Below are 2,460 nucleotides of genomic sequence, written 5' to 3'. Positions count from 1 at the left end.
ACAACCGCCACCCGTTCGTTTTTTTTACACCTGGTGTGTTTTGGGGGGGGGGGGGGGGGGGGGGGGGGGGGCGGCCGCCCCCCCCACCCCCACCGTCAGCCCAGGCCCGGCAGCACTCGCGTGCCTTCTTCGCGGACCGCCTGCAGCGCGCGAGGATCCAGCCCGAGCAGGCGCAGGATGGTCGGCGCGATCTGCGTTGTCGCCACCGGCGCGGCGATCGTGCGGCCGTCGCGATCCGGGCCGCTCACCACGAGCGGCACCGCACGGTCGTCCGGCGCGACCCCGCCGTGCTCGGCGATCTTCTTCGTGCCGCCGGTGTAGACGACGCCGTACTGCGTGACGCCGAAGAGGTCCGGCACCCGGTCGTCGCCGGGCCGCACGCCGAAGTAGCGGGCCGCGTCGGCACCCGCGTACACCGTCTGCAACCCGGAGTGGGTGAACGCCTTGGCCGCGCCGGTGCTGCCGGTGCCGGTTCCGTTCCGCGCCAGCAGGTACTGCTTCGCGAAGGCCGTCGCGGCCGGTGCGCGGTCGGCCAGCCAGAGCAGCATCGCGTCGTCGTCGGTCGACTGGACGACCAGGTCGCCGGCGCCGGGGTGGCGGGCCCGCCAGGCCGCGTTGAGCCCGTCGAGCAGCTTGGCGTCGTCGACGCGGGTGAGCGCGCCCGGGTCGGTCGGCGACTGGCCGTGCTTGGCGGACAGGATGATCGTCGTGGACCGGTCGAGGTGCTGCCGGCGCAGTTCGGCCGCGAACGCGCCGATCCGGCCGTCGACGAAGTCCAGCGCCGAGGTCAGCACCGGTCCGGGCACCGTGCCGCCGGGCAGGTAGCCGCCGGGCTGCCCGCCGGACGACGGCAGCTTCTGCGCGGTGGACACGGACTGGAAGTTGAGCCCGAAGACCGCCGGGGTGCCGGTGCGGTGCGTGCCGCTGTGGTCGTAGCCGTCGATCTCGTTCAGCACGGCCTGGGCCTTGTAGCCGTCGTACTGCTGGGTGGCGGCGTTGTCGGCGGTCCAGTCGCCGGTCCCGGCCGCGCTGTTGATCTCCGGGGTGAACAGGTCCTGCACGCCGGTGCCCGACGGGCCGTTCAGGATCTCGTAGGCCGGGTGCTTGTCCGACCACGCCGTCCGCAGCCCGGCCTGCCGGGCCACCTCGAAGACGGTGTTGACCTCCAGGTACTGGTGCGGCGGCACCGGACGGCAGGTGCGCGGGTCGACCGGCAGGCCGTCCTGCTTCAGCAGGGTCTGCGGGGTGCCGGTCATGCCCAGCACGGACGCGGGCAGGCCGGGCAGGCCCTGCCCGGCGTCGAGCCGGGTCTGGTCGCGGTCGAGGTCCTCGGTGAGGTCGACCTGCGCCCCCGGTTTCACCCCGGCGCACGAGGTCGTGCCCGCGGGCAGCAGCGCGTGGTTGTAGGTGGCGTCGTAGTAGATGCCGGTGGTGGCCGGGTCGCCGCCGGTGAGCTGGCCGATCAGGCCGGGGAACGAGTCGGACGGCACCGGCGTGCGCGCGCCGGTGTACGACGTCCCCCGGGCCAGCAGGCCCGCCAGTGCCGAGTGCGGGTGCCGGGCGGCGTACGCGGTCAGGTCGGCCTGGTGCAGGCCGTCGACGGAGACGAGCAGGACGTGGCGCGTGCCGGCGTGGCCGTCCGACGCCGACGCGACGGGGACGGCGGTGAGCAGGCCCAGCGCGGCGAGCGCGGCCGGGACGCGGATCCGGTTCGGGGACAAGGGTTTCCTCCTCGGCGCGCCCCGGGCGGGGCGTCCCCGGAATCCCACGCCACCGAACCTGCCGCGAAGAGACCACGGCACGAACAGCCGGTGAACACGGCGGCAGCATCTGTCCACTGTGGACTTACCTGGGCGCACGACGGTGCACCGCGGCGACATCTGTCCATTTCGGACAAACCCGGCCGCGCCGGTCATCGGGTCCACGAGTCCGCCACTCAGTTTAAACTACGTGCGTGTAGAATTTCCAGTGGCGACAGCGTAGCCGGAATCGGGGTGGGAACGGCGCCGTGATCACCTTCGGACCGGCCCTGGTGGCCGTGCTTCTCCTGCTCACCCTGGCCGGGGCTGCCGTCGTCCGCTGGGGCGAACTCGGCCAAGGCCGCGCGGTCCTCATCGCCGCCGCCCGCGCGGTCGCGCAGCTGGCCCTCGTGTCGCTGGTGATCACCGCGATCCTGCGCTCGAACCCCCTGACCGGCCTGTTCGTGCTGCTCATGTTCGGTATCGCCGCGGTGACGTCCGCGCGCCGCGCCGGCGGCTGGGGAAACCTGCCCTGGACGGCCCTCGCGATCGCGGCCGGCGTCGCCCCCGTGCTCGCGCTCGTCCTCGGCGCCGGCGTCGTCCCGCTGCGCCCGATCGCGGTCGTGCCGATCGCCGGCATCGTGATCGGCGGCGCGATGACCGCGACGTCGCAGGCCGCCCGCCGCGCCCTGGACGAGCTCAAGGCCCGCCACGGCGAGTA

Annotated in this window: 2 protein-coding genes; one reads left to right on the top strand and one right to left on the bottom strand. The window is 73.7% G+C overall.

All coding sequences use genetic code 11. From position 1 onward, the window contains the following. Positions 1 to 95: 95 nt before the first annotated feature. On the bottom strand, positions 96 to 1,721 hold the full coding sequence (locus tag ACGFMK_RS24500; protein ID WP_392767354.1) for an alkaline phosphatase family protein: 1,626 nt from the start codon (positions 1,719 to 1,721) through the stop codon (positions 96 to 98). 287 nt (positions 1,722 to 2,008) lie between these two features. On the opposite strand from ACGFMK_RS24500, the gene ACGFMK_RS24495 reads away from it, so the two are divergent. Next, on the top strand, positions 2,009 to 2,460 hold a 452-nt coding region (locus ACGFMK_RS24495), incomplete at its 3' end, for an ABC transporter permease (RefSeq protein WP_392767351.1).

This window comes from Amycolatopsis sp. NPDC049252 (assembly GCF_043197175.1).
In the GTDB taxonomy this organism is placed as follows: domain Bacteria; phylum Actinomycetota; class Actinomycetes; order Mycobacteriales; family Pseudonocardiaceae; genus Amycolatopsis.
The sequence above is the reverse complement of the archived record's forward strand: the minus strand, read 5'-3'. Positions and strand labels throughout refer to the sequence as shown.